The sequence below is a fragment of the Bradyrhizobium betae genome (assembly GCF_008932115.1).
Lineage (GTDB): Bacteria > Pseudomonadota > Alphaproteobacteria > Rhizobiales > Xanthobacteraceae > Bradyrhizobium > Bradyrhizobium betae.
In genome coordinates this window covers 3354087-3375817 of sequence record NZ_CP044543.1, presented here as the reverse complement: position 1 = coordinate 3375817, position 21731 = coordinate 3354087, and the positions used below count along the sequence as shown (strand labels likewise).

26 protein-coding genes are annotated in these 21731 nt (G+C 64.2%); 13 read left to right on the top strand and 13 right to left on the bottom strand.

The annotated features are described in order from the left end of the window. Positions 1–42 precede the first annotated feature (42 nt). The 3 genes from F8237_RS16150 to F8237_RS16140 form a co-directional block, all read right to left on the bottom strand. Complete coding sequence (locus tag F8237_RS16150; protein ID WP_151646130.1) at positions 43–573, bottom strand: hypothetical protein; 531 nt, start codon at positions 571–573, stop codon at positions 43–45. Positions 574–723: 150 nt separating this feature from the next. Continuing rightward, the gene (locus F8237_RS16145) at positions 724–984 is read right to left on the bottom strand and encodes a hypothetical protein (protein WP_151646128.1); all 261 of its coding nucleotides are present in this window, start codon (positions 982–984) and stop codon (positions 724–726) included. Between the two features lie 59 nt (positions 985–1043). Beyond that, positions 1044–1322: a hypothetical protein gene (locus tag F8237_RS16140; RefSeq protein ID WP_162006072.1), complete on the bottom strand. Its 279-nt coding sequence runs from the start codon at positions 1320–1322 to the stop codon at positions 1044–1046. 162 nt (positions 1323–1484) lie between these two features. Between F8237_RS16140 and F8237_RS16135 the strand changes: the two genes are divergently transcribed. The 5 genes from F8237_RS16135 to F8237_RS16115 all read left to right on the top strand — a co-directional run bounded on the left by F8237_RS16135 (position 1485) and on the right by F8237_RS16115 (position 4826). Beyond that, on the top strand, positions 1485–1883 hold the full coding sequence (locus F8237_RS16135; protein WP_014438984.1) for a metallopeptidase family protein: 399 nt from the start codon (positions 1485–1487) through the stop codon (positions 1881–1883). 160 nt (positions 1884–2043) lie between these two features. Next, positions 2044–2649, top strand: coding sequence for a 3-isopropylmalate dehydratase small subunit (leuD, locus tag F8237_RS16130; RefSeq protein ID WP_151646126.1), 606 nt, complete (start codon positions 2044–2046; stop codon positions 2647–2649). Positions 2650–2728: 79 nt separating this feature from the next. After that, the gene (locus tag F8237_RS16125) at positions 2729–3514 is read left to right on the top strand and encodes a glycosyltransferase family 32 protein (protein ID WP_151646124.1); all 786 of its coding nucleotides are present in this window, start codon (positions 2729–2731) and stop codon (positions 3512–3514) included. A gap of 28 nt (positions 3515–3542) precedes the next feature. Then, positions 3543–4277, top strand: coding sequence for an alpha/beta fold hydrolase (locus F8237_RS16120; protein WP_151646122.1), 735 nt, complete (start codon positions 3543–3545; stop codon positions 4275–4277). 129 nt (positions 4278–4406) lie between these two features. Then, positions 4407–4826, top strand: coding sequence for a DUF6455 family protein (locus F8237_RS16115; protein ID WP_151646120.1), 420 nt, complete (start codon positions 4407–4409; stop codon positions 4824–4826). Positions 4827–4896: 70 nt separating this feature from the next. On the opposite strand, the gene F8237_RS36875 is transcribed toward F8237_RS16115, so the two are convergent. Together F8237_RS36875 and F8237_RS16105 are read right to left on the bottom strand one after the other, a co-directional pair. Further along, the gene (locus F8237_RS36875; protein ID WP_244626126.1) at positions 4897–5262 is read right to left on the bottom strand and encodes a hypothetical protein; all 366 of its coding nucleotides are present in this window, start codon (positions 5260–5262) and stop codon (positions 4897–4899) included. Between the two features lie 59 nt (positions 5263–5321). After that, positions 5322–6215: an AraC family transcriptional regulator gene (locus F8237_RS16105; RefSeq protein WP_151646118.1), complete on the bottom strand. Its 894-nt coding sequence runs from the start codon at positions 6213–6215 to the stop codon at positions 5322–5324. A 191-nt stretch (positions 6216–6406) separates the two neighbouring features. Between F8237_RS16105 and F8237_RS16100 the strand changes: the two genes are divergently transcribed. After that, positions 6407–7162, top strand: coding sequence for an SDR family NAD(P)-dependent oxidoreductase (locus F8237_RS16100; RefSeq protein ID WP_151646116.1), 756 nt, complete (start codon positions 6407–6409; stop codon positions 7160–7162). 10 nt (positions 7163–7172) lie between these two features. Here F8237_RS16100 and F8237_RS16095 read toward each other — a convergent pair whose 3' ends face one another. After that, positions 7173–8054, bottom strand: a complete 882-nt coding sequence (locus tag F8237_RS16095) for an HpcH/HpaI aldolase/citrate lyase family protein (RefSeq protein WP_151646114.1) — start codon at positions 8052–8054, stop codon at positions 7173–7175. Positions 8055–8223: 169 nt separating this feature from the next. Between F8237_RS16095 and F8237_RS16090 the strand changes: the two genes are divergently transcribed. Next, complete coding sequence (locus tag F8237_RS16090) at positions 8224–8868, top strand: carbonic anhydrase (RefSeq protein ID WP_151646112.1); 645 nt, start codon at positions 8224–8226, stop codon at positions 8866–8868. A 128-nt stretch (positions 8869–8996) separates the two neighbouring features. Here the strand turns inward: F8237_RS16090 and F8237_RS16085 are convergent, their stop codons facing one another. Continuing rightward, entirely contained in the window at positions 8997–10031 is a 1035-nt protein-coding gene (locus tag F8237_RS16085; protein WP_151646110.1) for an aspartate-semialdehyde dehydrogenase, read from the bottom strand. Positions 10032–10147: 116 nt separating this feature from the next. Between F8237_RS16085 and F8237_RS16080 the strand changes: the two genes are divergently transcribed. Together F8237_RS16080 and F8237_RS16075 are read left to right on the top strand one after the other, a co-directional pair. After that, entirely contained in the window at positions 10148–10942 is a 795-nt protein-coding gene (locus F8237_RS16080) for a hypothetical protein (protein WP_151646108.1), read from the top strand. 169 nt (positions 10943–11111) lie between these two features. After that, on the top strand, positions 11112–11504 hold the full coding sequence (locus F8237_RS16075) for a hypothetical protein (RefSeq protein WP_151646106.1): 393 nt from the start codon (positions 11112–11114) through the stop codon (positions 11502–11504). A gap of 223 nt (positions 11505–11727) precedes the next feature. On the opposite strand, the gene leuB is transcribed toward F8237_RS16075, so the two are convergent. After that, positions 11728–12840 (bottom strand): 3-isopropylmalate dehydrogenase, encoded by a 1113-nt coding sequence (leuB, locus tag F8237_RS16070; protein ID WP_151646104.1) that lies wholly within the window; start codon positions 12838–12840, stop codon positions 11728–11730. A gap of 267 nt (positions 12841–13107) precedes the next feature. On the opposite strand from leuB, the gene F8237_RS16065 reads away from it, so the two are divergent. After that, positions 13108–14295 (top strand): YbfB/YjiJ family MFS transporter, encoded by a 1188-nt coding sequence (locus F8237_RS16065; protein ID WP_151646102.1) that lies wholly within the window; start codon positions 13108–13110, stop codon positions 14293–14295. Between the two features lie 126 nt (positions 14296–14421). On the opposite strand, the gene F8237_RS16060 is transcribed toward F8237_RS16065, so the two are convergent. The 4 genes from F8237_RS16060 to F8237_RS16045 all read right to left on the bottom strand — a co-directional run bounded on the left by F8237_RS16060 (position 14422) and on the right by F8237_RS16045 (position 17730). Further along, a complete protein-coding gene (locus F8237_RS16060) occupies positions 14422–15204 on the bottom strand; it encodes a molybdopterin-binding protein (protein WP_151646100.1) in 783 nt (260 codons plus the stop codon). 11 nt (positions 15205–15215) lie between these two features. Continuing rightward, complete coding sequence (locus F8237_RS16055) at positions 15216–15845, bottom strand: cytochrome b/b6 domain-containing protein (RefSeq protein ID WP_151646098.1); 630 nt, start codon at positions 15843–15845, stop codon at positions 15216–15218. Between the two features lie 183 nt (positions 15846–16028). Continuing rightward, complete coding sequence (locus tag F8237_RS16050; protein WP_151646096.1) at positions 16029–16583, bottom strand: fasciclin domain-containing protein; 555 nt, start codon at positions 16581–16583, stop codon at positions 16029–16031. Between the two features lie 385 nt (positions 16584–16968). Further along, entirely contained in the window at positions 16969–17730 is a 762-nt protein-coding gene (locus F8237_RS16045; RefSeq protein ID WP_151646094.1) for an SDR family oxidoreductase, read from the bottom strand. 114 nt (positions 17731–17844) lie between these two features. On the opposite strand from F8237_RS16045, the gene F8237_RS16040 reads away from it, so the two are divergent. Continuing rightward, positions 17845–19374, top strand: coding sequence for a malonate--CoA ligase (locus F8237_RS16040; protein ID WP_151646092.1), 1530 nt, complete (start codon positions 17845–17847; stop codon positions 19372–19374). A gap of 185 nt (positions 19375–19559) precedes the next feature. Here the strand turns inward: F8237_RS16040 and F8237_RS16035 are convergent, their stop codons facing one another. Beyond that, positions 19560–20420, bottom strand: coding sequence for a sulfite exporter TauE/SafE family protein (locus F8237_RS16035; protein ID WP_151646090.1), 861 nt, complete (start codon positions 20418–20420; stop codon positions 19560–19562). Positions 20421–20928: 508 nt separating this feature from the next. On the opposite strand from F8237_RS16035, the gene sdhC reads away from it, so the two are divergent. Further along, positions 20929–21327 (top strand): succinate dehydrogenase, cytochrome b556 subunit, encoded by a 399-nt coding sequence (sdhC, locus tag F8237_RS16030; protein WP_151646088.1) that lies wholly within the window; start codon positions 20929–20931, stop codon positions 21325–21327. Next, positions 21324–21728, top strand: a complete 405-nt coding sequence (gene sdhD, locus F8237_RS16025; RefSeq protein WP_151646086.1) for a succinate dehydrogenase, hydrophobic membrane anchor protein — start codon at positions 21324–21326, stop codon at positions 21726–21728. Before sdhC ends, sdhD begins: the two co-directional genes overlap by 4 nt. Positions 21729–21731: the final 3 nt, after the last annotated feature.

Here is a 21731-nt window from a genome sequence, read left to right as displayed (position 1 = left end):
AAAAGGGCGCCGCTGAGGCGCCCTTTTCATGTCGAACCGTGCTCACCAATAGCGGTACGGATGGTGCCAGCGATGCCAGCGGCAGACGCGGCGCGGGCCGTAATAGGTCCAGATCACCCGGCAGCGGCGCGGATGGCTGTAATAGGGATAGTAGCCGCCGTAGTAGCGCCGGTGGAAATGGCGATGGCCGTAGTAGTGCGGGCGATAGATTCCGTAGCGATGAAATCCGCCGCCGTGATGCATTCCGCCGTAGCGATAGCCACCGCCATGAAAGGCGGGCGCAGCGCGAAAGCCGCCGCCGCGGAAGCCACCGAAATGCGCCCCGCCGCCGTGGAAGCCACCGCCGCGAAACCCTCCGCCACCATGGAAGCCGCCACCATGTCCGCCACCGCCGTGGCGCACTTGCGTGATCATGTCGTCGCTTGCAGCCTTCGCCGCCGGCAGCGCCGTTGGATTGATCGGCGTCATCGCCTCCGCGCGACGTGCCGTGCCGGCCGACAGCATCAGCGTGGCCACGGCCGCAAGCCCGAGCAAGCGCATCGGGCTGGTCGCGAAACCCAGAACTCTCAGCATGGAATTCTCCCTGAATCTGAACAGCGGAACTGCGGCGCAGCGCCTGCGCTCGTACCACCACTGTTCATTTGCGGTCGCTCCCAAGATGAAATTAGGGACAGCGACGTGAACGCCTCATGAATGAACGGCGCCCTCGCAACGCGCGTGACGTCACCACCACGGCCCGAAGCCGAACACGAACGGCGCGGGGACAGCGTAGGGATAGGGACGGTAGTAGACAGGCCGCGCGTAATAATGCGGATCAGGACGCGGAGAGTACCGCACGGTGTCGGACCGCACATGTCGTCGCCCATCGAACACCGCGCGCCCCGCCGCAGCATCCGGCAGCTTCGTCACTCTGTGCGCCGCGGACGCGTGAGGCAGGCCTGCGGCAAGCCCGGCGGCAATGGCCAATGCGATCCATCTCGTCAATGCCCACCTCCGCCTGCGACATGTCGCATCATCGGCACTGCGCGGCAATTGAGCGCGCCTCAGCCCCGGCGCCAGTAGCAGCTCATATGCGGCACGATCACCGTGCCGCTGGGCCGGTATTCCTGCACATAGGTGGCGTTGCACTCGCGGACCGCATCCGGCCCCGGGTTGTAGCGCGGATAGACGCCGTCCGGGCTGTAATAGGGCGTGACGCGGAGCCGGGCCGGGCGCCGCTTGCGCGGCGGCGGAGCATCGGGCGAGGCCGCCTGGGCCACGCGGACTTCGGTGCCAACCGTCTGGGCTTCAGCGCCAACGCAAAACTGCGAAAACAACCCCATGCACAGTAGAACCAGAACCGCTGTTCCCGCCCGCATCGTACCACCACCCACGTGAGCCAACCCCTTGAAGCGCCGTACGCTCCTCGTTTTCGCGCGCGGCGTCAACGCCCCGATCTTATAAAGCCGGATGCATCGCCGGGGAACCCGCGCTAAGAGGCGTATATGTGGACGGAATTGAAAGCGCCCTCGCTGGCCGAGATGGAAGCGACCGCGCATGACATCTTCGATCGCCTGCCGGCGGAGTTTCGCGCCCTCTGCGAGGGCGTGATCCTCCGTGTCGACGACTTCCCGACAGAGGAGGTCATGGACGAGATGGAGTGCGAGAGCGAGTTCGACCTGCTCGGCCTGTTCCAGGGCGTCGGCCTGCCCCAGCAGAGTTTCGGCGACGTGGCGCGGCTGCCCAACATGGTCTGGCTCTACCGCCGGCCGATCCTGGATTACTGGGCCGAGCACGACGAGAGCCTCGGCCACATCGTTCGCCACGTCCTGATCCACGAGATCGGCCACCATTTCGGCCTCTCGGACGACGATATGGCGGCGATTGAGGCTCAGGCAGAGTAGGCGCCGACAAAGGTGGTGCGCTCCCTCCCCCGCAAGCGGGAGAGGGGGCCTACTTCCTTTTGGGCTGAGAGCAGACGAGATCTGCCGAATTCGGCCTAGGATTCGGCCCCCGATCGCGATAGATACCAGTTCCCCAGAACCACCCCGGGAAAGCGCAACCATGGACAAGTTCACCACGCTGGAAGGCGTCGCGGCGCCGCTGAAGATCATCAATGTCGACACCGACATGATCATTCCGAAGCAGTACCTCAAGACCATCAAGCGCACCGGCCTTGGCAAGGGGCTCTTCTCGGAGCAGCGTTACAAGGACGACGGCAGCGAGAATCCGGATTTCGTGCTCAATCAGCCCGCCTATCGCAATGCGAAGGTGCTGGTGGCCGGCGACAATTTCGGCTGCGGCTCGAGCCGCGAGCATGCGCCCTGGGCGCTGCTCGATTTCGGCATCCGCTGCGTGATCTCGACCTCGTTCGGCGACATCTTCTACAATAACTGCTTCAAGAACGGCATTCTGCCGATCCGCGTTGCCCAAGAAGACCTCGACAAGCTGTTCGACGACGCCGAGCGCGGCGCCAACGCGACGCTGACGATCGACCTGCCGAACCAGGAGATCCGCGGCCCCGACGGCGGCAAGGTCAAGTTCGAGATCGACCCGTTCCGCAAGCACTGCCTGATCAACGGCCTCGACGACATCGGCCTGACGATGGAGAAGAAGTCGTCCATCGATACGTACGAAGAGAAGCTCAAGCACGAACGCGCCTGGGCCTGATCGCAGGTTTTCGTTCAAGCCCCGGTGCTGCCAGCGCCGGGGCTTTTTCTTTGCCCAAAATATCCCGTATAGCTTGCCCATGCTGCCCGAGATCGTCACCTTCTGGCACGGCCCGATGGATGCGCTGCGCCAGACCTGTCTGCGCTCGCAGCTGGCGGCCGGCCACAAGGTCACGGTGTACAGCTTCGACACCATTCCCGGCCTGCCCGCAGGCATCGAGAATGCGGATGCCGAGGCGATCCTGCCGCACGTCTTCTCAGAACGCTTGCGGCCGCCGCAGCCGGACGGGAGCTGGCGCGACTGGACCACGCTTCAGTTCAGCGATTTCTTCCGCATGAAGCTGATGGCGAAGGGCCTCGGCCTCTGGCTCGATGCGGATGTGCTGCTGCTGAAGCCCGTCGAGATCGATCCGGCAAAGCCTTACTTTGCCTGGGAGCGCTCCCGGCAACTCGGCAATTCCGTGATCTACCTGCCGCCCGCGCACGGCATCGTTGCCGCCTTCGAGGAACTGGTGGAGCAGGAGGAACTGACGCCGAACTGGCTGTCGGTACGCCATCGCATCACCTTCATGATGCGCCGCCTGCGCGGCGGCTCGAATCGCCTTGCGGATATTCGCGTTGCGATCTTCGGGCCGGCCGCGCTGACGGCGCTCGCGCGCCGCACCGGCGAGCTGGGATGCGCGCTGCCGAAGCAATCGTTCTACGCCGTGCATGCCGCGCCAAAACTGTTCTTCGACCCCTCGAGCTATCTCGGCCTCGTCACCAACCCTGACATTATCGGCCTGCACATCTCGCCGAAAGGGCGAGGTGGCGAGAAGCCGATTCCCGGCAGCCTGTATCATTGGGCGGCGGAGCGGTTCGCATGAGACACGACTGGCGGAGTATGAAGCCTCGATGAGCAATCGGATTCTCCTGCACGGCGTACCAAACACACCCGCGATCTGGCGGCCGCTGATCGACAGGTTGGGCGAACCGGTAACCGCCCCCTGCCTGCCGGGCTTCTGCGGCCCCGCTCCTCACGGGTTCGACTGCACCAAGGACGCCTATGCGCAATGGCTCATACGGCTGCTGGAAAGCCGATACGAGAGCGACGGCCCGGTCGACCTGGTCGGTCACGATTGGGGCGCGCTGCTGGCGCTTCGCGCCGCATCGCTGCGTCCCGACCTGATCCGGTCATGGGCGATCTGTGGCGCGGCGATCGATCCTGTCTACCGCGGCCACGTCGTCGCCCGCCTCTGGAATACGCCCGGCTTGGGCGAGCTCGTCATGGCCATATCCTCGACCACAGCGATGGAGCGCAGCTTCCGCCGCGGCGGCCTGCCGGCCGAGCTGGCACGGCAGGAGGCGTCGGCCTGGAGCCCGCAGATGCGCCGCGCGATCCTTGCGCTCTATCGCTCCGCGGATGGTCTTCGCTTCGAGGGTGACTGGATCGACCGGCTCCGCGACCTGCCCGATCGCGGCCTCGTGGTCTGGGGTGCCAACGACCCCTATGTGTCCGTCGCCGTCGCCGAACGCTTTGCCCAACGCCATGCCTGCAAGCTCCGCATCGAGGCGGATGCAGGTCACTGGCAGATCGTGGAACGCGCGCCCGCCATCGCCGAGGTTTTGGTGGCGCACTGGCGTTCATGAGCCTCGCCACGAACTTCCGGGGCCTCTGCCGTCACCGCAAGCATGAACACGGCTTTGATCCAGCGCAACGCGCTCCTGCATCATTGTGCCTAATCTGGCTCCAGTTCCGCTGATCGAATGGAGCTCATCATGAGCACAGCAAGCAGGCCTTATCCCATCGTCCAGGACCTCATCGAGTCCTTTGCCGCGTGGCTGAAGCATCGCCGTGAGCTGAACGAGATGCGGCAACTCGACCGCTCCGAGTTCGATCGGATCGCAGGCGATCTCAGGATCGCGCCTGACGATCTCGAAGAACTGGTCCGACACGGTCGGCACGCCGCCGACGAGCTGCCGAAAATGCTGGAACAACTCGGCATCAGCGAAGAGCATCTCGGCCGCGTACAGCCGCTGTTGCTGCGCGACATGGAACGGGTCTGTTCGCTCTGCGCGCACAAGGCGCAGTGCGATCGCGACCTCGCCGACGGCACCGCCGCGGAGAATTACCACGGCTATTGCGCCAACGCGTCGACGCTGGAATCGCTCGATCGCGCAGGCGGCGCGCCGCACTGAGTTATCTGCAAAACGAATCGCCCGCACGCAGCGGGCGATCGATGCGCTAAACCAGGGAACGAGACTGAGCTTAGCGACCGTAAAACATCTTGTTGCAGCGGCCGGTGTTTTCCGCCACGTACGCGCCGCGCATTTGGGGGCGCATCGCCTGCCCGCGCTGGTTCACGCCCTGCACGCAATTGACATAGCCTGTATTGCTGGCCCAGCGAAGATCCGTGGTGTAGGCGTGCGAGCTGGAGGTGGAGCCGACCAGCGAGCCGAAGCCGAGGATGGCAGCGAGGGCAAAAAGCGCGACGCGAGAGGTCATGGTTGTTATCCCGTTTTCTTGAGCTGCACCGTGCAGCGCGTGAATGGGATCATGCTCGACATCGCCGCGGATGAATGTGCATGACATCACACAGGCCGAGGCGGCCGAGACGAGGGAATGAAGCGCCACCGCGATCTCTGCGTGGCGCCACTGCGGAGAATGACCGCGGCTATTGCGCCAATACCCCTTCACGCTGCAGTTTCGACACGCCTCTTCGCTTCGCGCATGTCGCGCCCCGGCGGCATGCCGAACAGCCGAGAATATTCCCGCGTGAACTGCGTGACGCTTTCGTAGCCGACTTGATGAGCCGGGGTCGCGATCTGCGCACCGTCGGCCAGCATCGCGCGACGGGCCTCGATCAGGCGAAGCTGTTTCTGGAACTTGAGCGGGGTCAGCGACGTGACGCTCCGGAAGTGCAGGTGAAACGCCGACTGACTCATTCCCGCAGCTTTGGCCAGCCGGTCGATGCGCAATGGTTTGGCATAGTCGGCACGAATGATCGCAACGGCGCGACCGATACGTTGCGCATGGCTGTCGGCGATGCCGAGTGCTCTGATCGCGCCGCCGTGCCGGCCGGCCAGCAGCCAATAATGCAGCTCTCGCACCAATTGGCCCTGCAAGATCGGCAAGGCTGAGGGACGATCGATCAGACGCAGCAGCCGAAGGGCCGCGTCCGCGACCTCCTGCTCCGTCGGCTCGACTCGCAGCGGCCGAGACGGAACGAATGGGACCGACCCCATCTCGACGACCAGACCCTCGATGACGGTGGGGTCGAGCTCGATGACGAGCGACAGATACGGAGCGGACGTCGTCGCGCGCGTGATCTGGCTTACCGTCGGTACGTCGCTCGCGATCAGCAACGAATCACCTGCACCGAAGTCGAGGGACGTCCGGCCGGTTGCGACACGTTTGGCGCCCTGCAGGACCAGTGCGACCAGAGGCTTGGAGATCGCGTATAGGAGTGCGCTCGGCGCGGTCTCGCGAACGATCGAGATTCCGGCGAAGGGAGTGGAGGCGATGCCCTTGTCGTCGGCGTGAGCCGCGGAATAACGACTGGCGATCTGGAGCAGCGGTTCGGTCACCCGCCAATTTTAAGCCGAGCCCGGCGCGCGAGCAATCGGCACCGGTCGATCAGGCAGAAAAGCAGGAGTTTTGGGCAAGTCTGCCGCAGCCGTATTCCAGAGTGTTGGGCAAGACTATCCGAGGATCCGGCAACATCGGACGACCGATCGCGGGCAAATAGAGCTTACCGCAACTCTCCACGGGAATTCCGATGCCCACCATTTCTCTCGTCACCGGCGCCAGCCGGGGCCTTGGCCGCAATACAGCGCTCGCCATCGCACGTCACGGCGGCGACGTCATCTTGACCTATCGCAGCGGGGCAGCCGCCACCCGCGAAGTCATCGCCGAGATCGAGGCGCTTGGTCGCAAGGCCGTCGCGCTCGAGCTTGACGTCACCTCCATCTCGACCTTTCCCGATTTCGTCGCAAAGGTTCGATCCGCCCTGGCGGAGCATTGGGGCGCGGCGACGTTCGATCATCTCGTCAACAATGCCGGTCAAGGCGAGATGGCAGGCATCGCAGAGACGACGGAGCAGCAATTCGACGACCTCTTCGACACGCACGTCAAGGGGCCGTTCTTTCTGACGCAGGCCCTGTTGCCGCTCTTGGCCGACTCAGGGCGGATCATCAACTTCTCCAGCGGTCTGACGCGTGTGTCGTTCCCGGGTTTCTCCGCCTATGCCGCTGCGAAGGGCGCCATCGAGGTTCTGACGGTCTATATGGCCAGGGAGTTCGGCGGCCGTGGTATCACGGCCAACGTCGTCGCGCCGGGCGCGATCGAGACCGACTTTCTCGGCGGCGCCGTCCGGGACATGCCCGATCTGAACAAGCAGTTTGCGCAGATGACCGCGCTCGGCCGCGTCGGCCTTCCCGATGACATCGGGCCGATGGTTGCGAGCCTTCTTGGTGCTGACAACCGCTGGGTCACGGCGCAACGTATCGAGGTGTCCGGCGGGCAAACAATCTGAACGAAGCCCGTTACACCTTCCCCATCGCAGCGATCGCGTCCGCGATTTCGATCGTGCGCCTCGCCATGTCAGCATGCAGGCGCTCCACCATCGCGCCGTCGAGCCGGATCGCACCACGCGAGACGTTTTCCGGCAGCTCGAACGCCGCGATGATTTTTCGCGCACGCGCGATGTCCTCTTCGGGCGGCGTGAAGATCGCGTTGCAGGCGTCGATCTGCGAGGGGTGGATCAGCGTCTTGCCATCGAAACCGAGGTCACGGCCCTGCGCGCATTCGGTGGCAAAACCGTCGGGATTGTTGATGTCGCTGTAGGGGCCGTCGAGAATCTCGAGGCCGGCAGCGCGCGTCGCCAGGATGCAGTGGGTGATCATCGGGACCATCGCGGCGCGGCCGGGCAGCATCTTGATCCGGGTCTCGCGCGAGATATCGTTCGGGCCGAACACGAAGCCTGACAAGCGCGTTTTCGGATCGCGGCCGGCCGCGGCCAGCTCCTCGGCATGCAACACCGCGCGCGCGGTCTCGATCATGGCCCAGACCTTCACGGTCGGCGCGGCGCCGAGCTCAGCGAGATCGCGGCCGATGGTCTGGAGATCTTCGATGCTTGAAACTTTTGGAACCAGGATGCCGTCCGGCGAGGCCTTGGCAGCCATCGCGACGTCCTCGGCCCACCATTGCGTATCGAGACCGTTGGTCCGGATCAGGACCTCGCGCTTGCCGAACCCCTTGGCCGCGATCGCGGCCGCGATCCCGTCGCGTGCCGCCGCCTTGGCGTCGGGGGCGACGGAATCCTCCAGATCCAGGATCAGGCCGTCGGCGGCCAGATTTCGCGCTTTTTCCAGCGCGCGCGGATTGGAGCCGGGCATGAACAGATGGCTGCGGCGCGGGCGGGTCATGCAAGCGTTCCTTCCGGTTTCCTCGGGTGCATTCTGAAGCATGAGCCCGGAAAAGTGTGCGGCGGTTTTCCGAAAGGATCATGCTCAAACGACAAGCCAAGCCGATAGCATCTGGCATGCCTGTTCGAAAGGCTTGTTCGTCCCTGCGGTCTATGGTTAGGCATAGGCCATGATCACATTCCCTGAGTATTTGCTGGAAGGCTACCAGGCCTTCGCCACCCAGCGGCTGCCGACCGAGCAGACCCGCTATCGCGAACTGTCGGTGAAGGGGCAGTTCCCGGAAGTGATGGTGATCGGCTGCTGCGACAGCCGCGTATCGCCCGAAGTGATCTTCGACGTCGGCCCGGGCGAATTGTTCGTCGTTCGCAACATCGCCAATCTGGTGCCGGTGTATCAGCCCGACGGCAACGCGCATGGCGTCTCGGCCGCGCTGGAATATGCCGTGACGGTGCTGAAGGTGAAGCACATCGTGGTGCTCGGGCACGCGCAGTGCGGCGGCATCCGCGCCTTCGTCGACAAGATCGAGCCGCTCACGCCGGGCGACTTCATCGGCAAATGGATGCAGATGTTCATCAAGCCGGGCGAGGTGGTCGAGCAGCGCGACCGCGAGACCATGGCGCAGTTCGTCGAGCGCATCGAGAAGGCCGCGGTGTTCCGCAGCCTGGAGAACCTGATGACCTTCCCGTTCGTGCAGAAGGCGGTGGAGTCAGGCCAGATGCAGACCCACGGCGCCTATTTCGGCGTCGCGGAGGGATCGCTGTTCGTGCTGGACAAGACGAGCAAGGAATTCAAGAGCGTGCGGGGCGCGGCGTAACTTCGTAGGGTGGGTTAGCCTTGCGAATGCGCGAAGCGCAGTTCGCTGGGCGTAACCCACCTCTTCTCATTCCGCAGCGACGGAAGTGGTGGGTTACGCCTTCGGCTAACCCACCCTACATTCTTTTCTCAGGCCGCCTTCTTCTTCGCGCTGATCAGCTTGCGATTGATCAGCACTTCAGCGATCTGGATCGCGTTCAGCGCGGCGCCCTTGCGCAGATTGTCGGACACGCACCACAGCACGAGACCGTTCTCCACCGTCGCGTCCTCGCGGATGCGGCTGATGTAAGTGGCGTCCTCGCCGGCGGCTTCATACGGCGTGGCGTAGCCGCCGGGCTCCTGCTTGTCGATGACGAGGCAGCCGGGCGCCTTGCGCAGGATGTCGCGCGCTTCATCCGCACTGATCGGATTCTCGAACTCGATGTTGACGGCCTCGGAGTGGCCGACGAACACCGGCACGCGCACGCAGGTCGCGGAGAGCTTGATCTTGGGATCAAGAATCTTCTTGGTCTCCGCCATCATCTTCCACTCTTCCTTGGTGTAGCCGTCCTCCATGAAGACGTCGATCTGGGGAATGACGTTGAAGGCGATGCGCTTGGGGAATTTATTGTTGACCAGCTCCTGGTTGGTGTAGACGGCCTTGGTCTGCGAGAACAATTCGTCCATCGCATCCTTGCCGGCGCCCGACACCGATTGATAGGTCGAAACCACGACGCGCTTGATCGTCGCCTTGTCGTGCAGCGGCTTCAGCGCGACCACGAGCTGCGCGGTCGAGCAGTTCGGATTGGCGATGATGTTCTTCGTCTTGAAGCCCGCCGCCGCGTCCGCGTTCACCTCAGGCACGATCAACGGCACGTCCGGATCCATGCGCCAGGCGGACGAGTTGTCGATCACGACCGTGCCGGCGGCGCCGATCTTCGGCGACCATTCCTTCGACACCGAGCCGCCCGCCGACATCAGGCAGATGTCGACGTCGGAGAAGTCGTAATGCTCGAGCGCCTTGCACTTCAGGGTGCGGTCGCCGTAGGAGACCTCGACGCCGACGCTGCGGCGTGACGCCAGGGCCACGACCTCGTCCGCGGGAAATTTGCGCTCATCCAGAATGTTGAGCATTTCCCGTCCGACATTGCCGGTCGCGCCGACGACTGCGACTTTGTAACCCATCGTTCACTCTCCGATGAAAAAGCCCGTTCCTGAAGCTGACGCTTAAACAGGAAGAGCAGCGCTTCTATGCGAGAACCGGCCTCAAGACAACGTTGGACCCTGCCCGAAGGCCGTGGATGCAGTCGCCTGAGGCCAGTATGGCCGTTCGCCCCACCAGGACCGCCATCCATCTGGCGCTCGCAGCCTTCGCCGACGAGGTCGTCGGCACGCTGGCGCGCCTGTTCGCCTATGTGGGGACGCTCGCCTTGTTTGCCATCCTCGCGCTTGCGGCGTTCGGCCAGTTGCCCAGCCTGGGCGACGATGAACCCGCGGACAAGCCGGGGTGGAGTGAGGCCTCCCGCTCGCACCCGGCCTTCGCCCTCAGCCGGCTCGATTCATCAGAAAAAACAGCCTCTTACATCATCCTTCGGCATCCCGAAGGCGGCCGCCGGGATGTGATGCGCTGGGCCGGCGAGGCCAACAGGCCCGTTGCCGAGCTCGAGATCTACCGCGAGGGCGGCGAATTCGACGTGGCCCGTCCGGCGACGGCGGATCTGGTCATCCAGATGGGACTGGGTGCGGCCACCCCGCTCGAGCAGGCCGGCCTGATCGACACCAAATTTGGCCCCGTCGCCCTGTTCCGGCCAACCGATACAGCGGACGGGACCCACGCCTGCCTCGGCTACCTCAAGCGCAGCGAGGAGCCGCCGCTCCAGATCTCCGGGTTCACCTGTCAGGGCGACACCCTGCCCGCGCGGCGCGCGGCAGTCGCCTGCACGCTGAACCGGCTGACGCTGCTGACCTCCGGCAATGAGCCGAAACTGGCGGAATTGTTCGCCCATGCCGAACTCAGGCGCGGGGGCTGCGACCCCGTGAGCTCGTCGGACTGGCTGCTGGGCGCCGCGAACGCGCAATTGCGCGGCGCGCTTTGACTTTCGTCAAGCTCCTGCATCAAGCTCAAGTGGCTGGTATTGATGCAACTTTTGCCGGCGCGCACGATTATTCCGCGCTGGTGTGACCCAATTGACCTAGTTGCGGAGACCCCGGCCGGGCTAGTATGGGACGATATCGACTGGCGGCGTGCCGCCTGAAGGGGACGTGATGAGCTCGAATTTCTCTGCCGCGAACAAATTGGCGACCTGGCTTGCGGCGGGCGCCGCGATTGCCATGACCGCTTCTTTGGGCTTCGCGACGCCTGCCTCGGCCGACACCAAGAAGCAGCGCTATGACAGCGGCCGCCACTATTACGGCCCGACCGGCCCCAACGCGGTCTATCAGCAGGGCCGCACCCGCCTCTATGTGAGCAAGCGCTCCTGGCTCGATGGCGGCACCGAGGTCAATCCGGGCGACCGCAAGTTCTCCGACTACGCCTTCCCGCCGGCCGTCGGTTATCCGTCCTTCGCCCGCGAAAACCTCAACCGCCCGCTCGATCGCCAGCCGTTGAGCCCGCCGTCCGACGTCGGCGGCTATCCGCAGAATTTCCCGCTGTACTGAAGCGGACGTATCGACCGAATCAAATGGCCGGGCTCAAGCCCGGCCATTTTTGTTTGTGAGAGATGCCGTAGGGCGGGTTAGCTGCGTGGCTGCGCAAAGCGCAGTCGGCGCGGCGTAACCCACCTCGTTGGTTTCCGCGGAGACAGAAGTGGTGGGTTACGCCCAGCGAACTGCGCTTCGCGCATTCGCAAGGCTAACCCACCCTACAAGCGCTGCGTTGCCGTTACGCGTGCAGCTTCTGCAATTCCTTCAGGATCGCTTCGCCCATCTGCGTGGTCGAGGCGGAAATGGTGCCTTCCGACTTGATGTCGGCGGTGCGAAGACCGCTGGCGAGCACCGCCGCGATCGCGGCGTCGACCTTGTCGGCGAGCGCGCCCATGTCGAAAGAATAGCGCAGCGCCATGCCGAACGACGAGATCATCGCGATCGGATTGGCGAGGCCCTTGCCGGCGATATCGGGCGCCGAACCGTGCACCGGCTCGTACAGCGCCTTGCGCTTCTTGCTCTTGACGTCGACCTCGCCGAGCGAGGCCGAGGGCAGCATGCCGAGCGATCCGGTCAGCATCGCCGCGATGTCGGAGAGCATGTCGCCGAACAGATTGTCGGTCACGATGACGTCGAACTGCTTCGGCGCCTTCACCAGCATCATGCCGCCGGAATCGGCGAGCTGATGCTCGAGCGTGACATCGGGGTATTCGCGCTTGTGAACCGCCGTCATGACCTCGTTCCAGAGCACGCCCGACTTCATGACGTTGCGCTTCTCCATCGACGTCACCTTGTTCTTGCGCTTCCTGGCAAGCTCGAAGGCGACGCGGCCGATGCGCTCGATCTCATAGGTGTCGTAGACCTGGGTATCGATGGCGCGCTTCTGGCCGTTGCCGAGATCGGTGATGGTCTTGGGCTCGCCGAAATAGACGCCGCCGGTGAGCTCGCGCACGATCATGATGTCGAGACCCTCGACCGCCTCGCGCTTCAGGCTCGAGGCATCCGCCAGCGCCGGATAGCACACGGCGGGACGGAGGTTGGCGAACAGGGCAAGATCCTTGCGCAGACGCAGGAGGCCGGCTTCGGGGCGAACCTCGTAGGGCACGGCATCCCATTTGGGACCGCCGACCGCGCCGAAGATGATGGCGTCGGCGGCAAGCGCCTTGGCCATGTCGCCCTCGGAGATCGAGACCTTGTGCGCGTCATAGGCGGAGCCGCCGACGAGGCCGGTATCGGTCTCGAATTTGGCGATCCCGGCCGTATTGAACCAGTCGATCAGCCGCTTCACCTCGCCCATCACCTCGGGGCCGATACCGTCGCCGGGGAGCAGCAGCAGTTTGTGGGTCGCCATGGTCGATTTCCTTCTCAATCCTCTCTCGTCATTCCGGGGCGCGAGCAAAGCGAGCGAGCCCGGAATCCATCGGGCCGCAGCGCAAGCGGGGAAATGGATTCTCAGGTGCGCAATTGCGCACCATAGCTCGCGCCAAGAGGCGCGCCCCGGAATGACGGCCGGCCGGAGTGCTAGAGCGGCGTTGCGCGCTTGGCAAGACACCATTGCCGCCTCGCGGCTGTGCAAGGCGGGCGAGGCCTGCCACACTGCGCGTGCCGGAGTACCCCCTTGCACGCGCCTGACCGCACCCCGCCCGACGCGCGCCCCGCGCGGCTGATCCTGACCCTGTCGCTGGCGGCGACGGTCGGGCTTGGCATCGGCCGCTTTGCCTATGCGTTGGTGCTGCCCGACATGCGGGAGGACCTCGGCTGGTCCTACTCCGCGGCCGGTTTCATGAACACCATCAACGCCGTCGGCTATCTCGCGGGCGCGCTGGTGGCGTCCCGCCTGATCCGGCGGTTCGGCTGGTCGGCCGCCATCCGCGGCGGAACCCTGGTTTGTCTGGCTGCTCTCGCCACGTGCGCGCTGACCGGGAATTTTGTCGCGCTCAGCCTGGCACGGCTGGTGCTCGGCATCGGCGCCGCGGTCGCCTTCGTTGCCGGCGGCGCCCTGGCCGCGACCATCGCGCAGTCCTATCCCGAGCGCTCCAATTTCCTGCTCAGCCTGTTCTATGCCGGTCCGGGCGTCGGCATTCTCTCCTCCGGGCTGATCGCACCGTTCACGCTGCAATGGTGCGGGCCGGGCTCGTGGTGGATCGTGTGGTGGGCGCTGACGTTGCTGTCACTGGTGATGACGGTGCCGCTGTTCCTGATCCGCATCGAGGGCAGGGCGCGCTTCGCCGAAGCGAGCCACGCCTCCTTTGCGATTCTCCCGGTGCTGATCTATCTGGCCGGCTACTTCCTGTTCGGCGCGGGCTACATCGCCTACATGACCTTCATGATCGCCTATGTCCGCGACGGCGGCGGCGATGCGACGGCACAGGCTGCGTTCTGGGGCCTGATCGGCGTCAGCGCCTTCGTCACGCCCTGGGTCTGGCGCGGCGTGCTCGCGCTCGACCGCGGCGGGCTCGCGACCGCCATCATCCTCGGCACCAACGCGATCGGCGCCGGCCTGCCGATGCTGGGGCATTCAACGGCATGGCTGGCGGTCTCCGCGGTCGTGTTCGGCGTCGGCTTCTTCGCCGTGGTCAACTCGACCACCGCCTTCGTCCGCTTCAACTATCCGCCCGAGGTGTGGCCGACGGCGATCGCGGCGATGACGATCTCGTTCGGCATCGGCCAGACGCTGGGGCCGATCGCGGTCGGCGCCATCACGGATGCGCTGGGGAGCCTGAGCTACGCGCTGAACGTCTCGGCGGCGCTGCTGGCACTGGGCGCGGTTGCGGCATTGTGCCAGCGGAAGGTGGGACCGGCCTAGGTCATCGGTGCCGTAGGGTGGGCAAAGGCGCAAAGCGCCGTGCCCACCATTGTGTACCAACGCGGATGCAGTTTGGTGGGCACGCTTCGCTTTGCCCACCCTACGACAGTTTCGCTGGAACGACGATCAGCTTCCGCTGAACGAATTGTAGCCCTGATCTTCCCAATAGCCGCCCTTGTAATCGTTGGTGACTTCCATCGACACCACGTATTTCGGGTTCTTGAAGCCGAGCTTGGTCGGCACGCGGATCTTCATCGGGAAGCCGTAGGCGCGCGGCAGAATCTCGCCCGCGTATTTGAACGTCATCTGAGTCTGCGGATGCAGCGCGGTGCGCATGTCGAGCGGCGAATTGTAGCCGTCCTTGTCGGCGCACTGGAACCAGACGTACTTGGCGCGGGTGTCGGCGCCGATCAGCTTGAGGAAGTCGCGCAAGGGCGTGCCGGTCCAGCTGCCGATCGCGCTCCAGCCCTCGACGCAGATGTGACGGGTAATCTGCGTCACCTGCGGCAGCTTGTACAACTCCGGCAGCGTCCACGACTTCTTGTTGTCGACGAGGCCGCGCACTTCGAGCTTCCAGTCGTCGCCATTGACCTCCGGCGCGTCGTCGAGATCGTAATAGGCGTTGAACGGAAACGGTTTTGTGATCGCGCTCTCGGCGAAAGTCGGCGCCAGCGCGTCGGGATTGAAGATGAAATCCTGCACGGCGTCGTTGAATTTCGAAATCTTCGCCAACAGGGCGTCGGCTGACGAGGAATCGACCACGTCGCAGCCGGTGAGCAACGTCAGCGCGCCAAGGCTGGCGCCGCCGGCGATGAAGCGGCGGCGGGTGACATCAGGCATCGTCTTGATGGAGTCCTTGATCAGCAGCCGCTTGTCGACGCCCGGGATCAGGAATGAACGCTTGGCCATGACTTGCTCCCTTAACGTCCAATGATCATCGCGCGCAGGCTCTTCGGCACCAGCAGCGCAAGCAGCACGTGAACGACGAGGAAGGCGCAGATCGCGGCCATGCAGAAGAAATGCACGTAGCGCGCGGTCGGATAATCGCCGAACAGCGTGACGAGCCAATGCAGCTGGACCGGCTTCCACATCCCCAGGCCCGACAGGACGATCAGCACGCCGACCAGGATGATGCCGGCATAGAGCGTCCGCTGCACGTAATTGTAGACGCTGAGGTCGTCATGGCCGAGCTTGAAGGTCAGGGCCGCCCTGACGTCATGGAGCACGCCCGAAGGGGTGATCGGCAGCAGCTTCTTGCGAAAGCGGCCGGTGGCGAAACCAGTGACGAGATAGGCGAGGCCGTTGATCATCAGCAGCCACATCGCCGCAAAGTGCCAGAGCAGGCCGCCGCCAAGCCAGCCACCCAGCGTGTACTCGCGCGGAAAACTGAAGCCGAACAGCGGCGAGGCGTTGTAGATCTGCCAGCCCGACAGGATCATCAGGACCATGGCGACGGCGTTGGTCCAGTGCATGACCCGGACCCAGGCCGGCTGGATCACTTTGGCCGGGGTGGCGCTGACCTGTTCGTCGGTGACTGTGAGGCTCGACATGGCGGTTCCGTCCTGAACGTCGTGTGACAGCAATTATACGCCGATGCTTCCGCTTTCGTTACGCCCGGCCGGACATCGAATCGATGCCCGCAGGCTATCGTGGTCACAATAAAGCGAGCCGGGCACCCCCGGCTCGCTGTTTCGTCGCATCCGGTGTGGGGGATGAAACCGGGTTGTGCGGTGTTACGACGCCGGCATCAGCACGGTGTCGACCACATGGATCACGCCGTTCGACTGGTTGACGTTGGAGATCGTCACCATCGAGGTGCCGCCCTTGGCGTCGACGATCCAGACCTTGCCGTCCTGCTTCTTGACGGTCAGCTCCTCGCCTTCGGCGGTCTTCAGCTTCTTGCCGTCGGTGAGGTCGGAGGCCTCGAGCTTGCCGGGCACGACATGGTAGGTGAGGATCTTGGTCAGCGTCGCCTTGTTCTCGGGCTTGACCAGATTGTCGACGGTGCCGGCCGGCAGCTTGCCGAAGGCGGCGTTGGTCGGCGCGAACACCGTGAACGGGCCCTTGCTTTCCAGCGTCGGCACGAGGCCAGCGGCCTTCACTGCCGCCACCAGCGTGGTGTGATCCTTCGAATTGACCGCGTTCTGGACGATGTTCTTCGACGGGAACATCGCGGCGCCGCCGACCATGACGGTCTTTTCCTCGGCTCGGGCAGGCGCGACGACGGTCGCGGTGATGGCCAGGGCGCTGAAGGCAGCGGCGGTGAGATAGGCAATGCGCTTCGACATGGAGAGACTCCCGATTGGATTGTGACCGGCGATGGCCGGCGTTTGCGTTGGGCAACAACGGCGCCTGCGACAGTTTGACATGAGGCAGTCACGCGTCGTTGGTCCGAACTACGGGAGGGTTCGCGAAGTGGTTTCGGGAAATAATTTATCGTGATGCGTGAAACTATGAGCGGGCGCGTCCGTGCGGCGCGAGAACGTACGACACACTCAGCTGTCGTCCCGGACAAGCGAAGCGCCGATCCGGGACCCATAACCACAGGGAGTGGTGTGTCGAAGACCCGGAGTTGCCAACTCGCGCCACAACTTCTCCCTGTGGTTATGGGTCCCGGGCTCGCGACTTCGTCGTGCCCCGGGACGACGAGGGAGATTGACGCACGCGTGCGCTTCAATCCCTGTTGTTCGGCGTTTGAATGAATCCGCGATTATGCGTCGGGCTGATCAGCAGCTCGTTGATGCAGACGCGCGGCGGCATCGACGCGATGAAGGCGATGGTGCGGCCGAGATCTTCGGATTGCAGCATCTTGGCCTGCTCCGCCTCGCTCGGCACCACCGGGCGCAGCTTCAGGATCGGCGTCGCCACCTCGCCCGGCATCAGGCAGCAGGCGCGCAGGCCGTTGACGCATTCGTCCATGTTGAAGGAATGGGTCAGTGCGAGCACCGCATGTTTGGTGGTGGTGTAGGCCGGCCCCGGCATCTTCGAGACGTGGCGGCCGGCCCAGGACGAGACGTTGATGATCGAGCCGTCCTGCTGCTTGCGCATCGTCGGCAGCACCGCGCGCATGCAATAGAGCACGCCGTTGAGATTGACCTGGACGAGCTTGTCCCAGCCGTCCAGCTCCATGTCCTTCCAGCTGCGCTTGGGGACGTTGATGCCGGCGTTGTTCACGAGCAGGTCGATCCGGCCGTGCCTGGCGACGATCTGATCGGCCGCCTTCTGGGCTTGGTCCGCGTTGGAGACGTCCAGCGCGATAGCCTCGGCCACCCCGCCCGCCCCGTTGATCTTCGCAACCACGGTATCCAGGGCATCCTTGCGGCGGCCCGACACCACCACCGTCCAGCCGTCGGCAGCCAGCGCCTCGGCGCCGGCCTCCCCGATCCCGCTGCCGCCGCCCGTAACCCAGGCCACGCGTTTCCCGTTCTTGGTCATGCAAACTGTCTCCGTTGCTTCATCGGGGCGGTTTTTGCTAATCCAGCCCTCGGTTTTGACCGGCCTTGTCTAACAAGCCTTGTAGGACAGGCCCTGCGGTCGAGGAAATCTTGCATGAACCAAGCTGCCAACGCCAATTTGTTTTCGCGCCTGTTCGACGGCCTCGACAACCCTGCGCGCCTCGCGATCGAGACGCAGGACGGCGGCCATATCAGCTACGGCGAGCTGATCGCGCGGGCAGGCCAGATGGCGAATGTGCTGGTCGCGCGCGGCGTCAAGCCCGGCGACCGCGTCGCGGTGCAGGTGGAGAAATCCGTCGCCAACATCGTGCTGTATCTCGGCACTGTCAGGGCCGGCGCGGTCTATCTGCCGCTCAACACTGCCTATACGCTCAACGAGCTCGATTACTTCATCGGCGATGCCGAGCCATCTCTGGTGGTCTGCGATCCATCCAAGGCTGAAGGCCTCGCCCCGATCGCCGCCAAGGTGAAGGCGAAGATCGAAACGCTCGGGCCCGACGGCAAGGGCTCGCTGACGGACGCCGCCGACAAGGCCAGCCCCGAATTCGCCACCGTGGCGCGCGCGAACGACGATCTCGCCGCGATTCTCTACACATCAGGCACGACGGGGCGCTCCAAGGGCGCGATGCTGACGCACGACAATCTGGCGTCGAACTCGCTCTCGCTTGTCGGCTACTGGCGCTTCACCGACAAGGACGTGCTGATCCACGCGCTGCCGATCTACCATACCCACGGCTTGTTCGTGGCCACCAACGTGACGCTGTTCGCGCGCGCATCGATGATCTTCCTGCCGAAGCTCGACCCTGACCTCATCATCAAGCTGATGGCACGCGCCACCGTGCTGATGGGCGTGCCGACCTTCTACACGCGGCTGCTGCAAAATCCCGCGCTGTCGAAGGAGACGACGAAGCATATGCGGCTGTTCATCTCCGGCTCGGCGCCGCTGCTCGCCGAAACCCATCGCGAATGGTCGGCGCGCACGGGACATGCGGTGCTCGAGCGCTACGGCATGACCGAGACCAACATGAACACGTCGAATCCTTACGACGGCGAGCGCGTGCCCGGCGCGGTCGGCTTTCCGCTGCCCGGCGTCTCCGTGCGCGTCACCGAGCCCGAGACCGGCAAGGAATTGCCGCGCGAGGAGATCGGCATGATCGAGGTGAAGGGCCCGAACGTCTTCAAGGGCTACTGGCGCATGCCGGAGAAGACCAAGTCGGAATTTCGGCCCGACGGCTTCTTCATCACCGGCGACCTCGGCAAGATCGACGACAAGGGCTACGTCCACATTCTCGGCCGCGGCAAGGACCTCGTGATCTCCGGCGGCTTCAACGTCTACCCCAAGGAAATCGAGAGCGAGATCGACGCCATGCCGGGCGTGATCGAATCCGCCGTGATCGGCGTGCCGCATGCCGATTTCGGCGAGGGCGTCACGGCGGTGCTGGTCTGCAACAAGGGCGCGGATGTCACCGAAGGCGCGGTGCTGAAGGCGCTCGACGGAAGGCTGGCAAAGTTCAAGATGCCGAAGCGGGTGTTCGTCGTCGACGAGCTGCCGCGCAATACGATGGGCAAGGTACAGAAGAACGTGCTGCGGGATACGTACAAGGATATTTACGCGAAGAAGTGAGGGCGTTCGCCGGTTGTCGCGACAAGGAGCATCCACACAACGCACTGTCATGCCCCGGCTCGACCGGGGCATCCAGTACGCTGCGGCCTCTCGGGTCTATCACTGCTGTCTCTGGAATACTGGGTCGCCCGATCAAGTCGGGCGACGACAGCGGAGTGCGCGGTGAGCGTTTTGGCTGACGTCAATCACTGTCCGGCAATCAAACTCATCACAAATCGGCTGCCGACGATAAACAGATAACACCCGAACGCGACCTCCAGCATCCGCTTCGACATCGCATGCGCGGCCTTCACGCCGAGCGGCGCCGTCACGAGACTCATCGGCATCACCAGCACGGCGCCGATCAGCGAGACATAGCCAAGCGCGAACGGCACTTGCAGCGCCGCGACCGCCGGATAGTTCACAGCCGCGGGCCAGCCGGCATAGATGTAGCCGAGCGCGCCGGGGATCGAGATCAGCACGGCCAGCGCCGACGAGGTCGCGACCGCCTGATGGATCGGCCGGCCGTAGAATGTCATCAGCAGATTCGAGAACAGGCCGCCGCCGATGCCCATCAGCGTCGAGAGAATGCCGACGCAGAAGCCGTAGATTCGCATCAGCGGCCCCTTCGGCAGATCGTCGCCGAGCTTCCAGGTATCACGAGCGAAGATCAGGCGCACGGCGGCGGACCAGGCGACGCAGACGAACACGATCTTGAACAGCCGCTCCGGCGCGTAACGCGCGACCACGCTGCCGACGACGACGCCGATCAGGATCGGCAGCCACCAGACGCGCAGGATGCCCAGGTCGACGGCGCCGCGCTTGTAGTGCGCCTGGAACGAGCGGATCGAGGTCGGGATGATCACGGCAAGCGAGGTGCCGACGCAGAGCGGCATGCGCACCTCAAGCGGCACGCCAGCGATCCGGAAGCATTCGTAGAACACCGGCACCAGGATCGCGCCGCCGCCGATACCGAACACGCCGGCCAGGAATCCGGAGAGCGCGCCGGTTGCGATCAGCAACAGCGCGAGCTCGACGATCTCCCTGATATCAAGACCTGCGATCACCCCTGACCTGCCCCGGCGACTGGTCGCAACCTCTCCGATTCGTCGATGCCGGGGGCTGCGTTCGGAGCTTTAGGCGATCTGATTCCCGAGGTCGACACGCTCCATCTCCCGGCTGGGGTGGATTGCAGGATGCGCATATCCGCTGACGGGCGGACGGGATCGACAGGAGGCGGCCCCAGTGCCCATTCGACAGGTTGGGGAGGGGGCGGGGCTGCCCCCTCGATCGGCTTGGACGGTATGGTCCGTTTAGAGGCGTTCCAATAGTAATTTCAATGCACCTGGGCGCGATTGGAACATATGAATACAAATTCGTTATATGATCGGCGGACCGACGTGCTGGTATACCAAGCCTCTGATTGGGCTTGGTTCATCAGGGCTCTAGTGCTGAACCCCGGTTCGATTTTTGGCAAATTGGTGATTGCGCAGGCGAAATCGACTCCGTAAATAGAGCCGACCTTCCGCGATCCCCATGTGCCCCACGCTGGGCCGCAATAAACATCAAAAGCCCATGACCGCACGGATCGAACGACCGCTTTCACCCCACATGCAAGTCTACCGCTGGACGCTGACGATGGCGCTGTCCATCGTCCATCGCGCCACCGGTGTCGCCCTTTATGTCGGAACCCTGCTGCTGGTCTGGTGGCTGGTTGCGGCGGCCTCCGGCCCCGCCGCCTATGCCCATGTCCAGGCCTTCACCGGCAGCATCATCGGGCGCCTGATCGTGTTCGGCTACACTTGGGCGCTGATGCACCATATGCTGAGCGGCCTCCGGCACTTCGTGTGGGACCTCGGCTACGGCTTCAAGGCCAACGAGCGCGAGGCCCTGACCTGGGGCGCAGCGATCGGCGGCATCGCGCTGACGGTGCTGGTCTGGATCATCGCCTATGCGGTCGGAGGTGGAAAATGAGCGCAGCCGATACGCCGAAGCGCAGCATGCGCACACCGCTTGGCCGCGTCCGCAATCTCGGCGCCGCCCATTCCGGCACATCCGACTTCTGGCGCCAGCGCCTCACGGCGGTCGCGATGACGCTGCTGATGATCCCGGTGATCGTGGTCATCATGATGCTGTTCGGCCGCAACCAGGCCTTCGCGGCGCAGACCATCGGCTCGCTGCCGATCGCCATCATCATGCTGCTCTTCATCGTTGCCAGCACCTGGCACATGAAGATCGGCATGCAGGTCGTGATCGAGGACTACGTTCACAACGAGAAGCTGAAGCTCGTCTCGATCATGCTCAACAATTTCTTCTCGGTCGCCGTCGCGCTCGCCTCGACCTACGCGATCGTGAAGCTTTCTTCCGGAGTGTAACCC